The sequence below is a fragment of the Streptomyces sp. IBSBF 3136 genome (assembly GCF_036815105.1).
GTDB lineage: Bacteria > Actinomycetota > Actinomycetes > Streptomycetales > Streptomycetaceae > Streptomyces.
Genome location: NZ_JAJSZC010000509.1, coordinates 1 through 370 on the forward strand (window position 1 = coordinate 1; position 370 = coordinate 370).

A 370-nucleotide genomic window follows, 5' to 3' on the forward strand; every position below is an offset into this window, starting at 1 on the left:
CCCCACGTCCGAACCGCCCCGAACCGCCCCGAACCGAGAGAGCGAGACCGACAGACATGGACGAGAACACCCGCTACCAGGTGCTGCGCAACGACGAGGAGCAGTACTCGCTGTGGCCCGTCGACGTGGAGGTGCCCGCCGGCTGGCACCCCGTCGGCAAGGAGGGCACCGAGGCGGAGTGCTCCGCCTACGTGGACGAGGTCTGGACCGACATGCGCCCGCGCAGCCTGCGGGAGCGCATGGAGAACGCGGAAGCCTGACGCCTTCCGCGCCGCCACGAGGAACGGGCCGGGGGGGGGGGGGGGGGGGGGGGGGGGCGGGCGGGGGCCCCCCCCCCCCCCCCCCCCCCCAGCCCCCCCCCCCCCCCCCC

At 77.0% G+C, this 370-nt stretch carries 1 protein-coding gene; it reads left to right on the top strand.

Going from position 1 to position 370, the window contains the following annotated elements; all coding sequences use genetic code 11:
* Positions 1-56: 56 nt before the first annotated feature.
* Positions 57-260: an MbtH family protein gene (locus V7E45_RS40500; RefSeq protein WP_061926049.1), complete on the top strand. Its 204-nt coding sequence runs from the start codon at positions 57-59 to the stop codon at positions 258-260.
* Positions 261-370 lie beyond the last annotated feature (110 nt).

Bases quoted from the DNA above. Each gene is read 5' to 3' on its own strand.
- V7E45_RS40500 (WP_061926049.1), top strand. From the start codon at position 57: ATGGACGAGAACACCCGCTACCAGGTGCTGCGCAACGACGAGGAGCAG.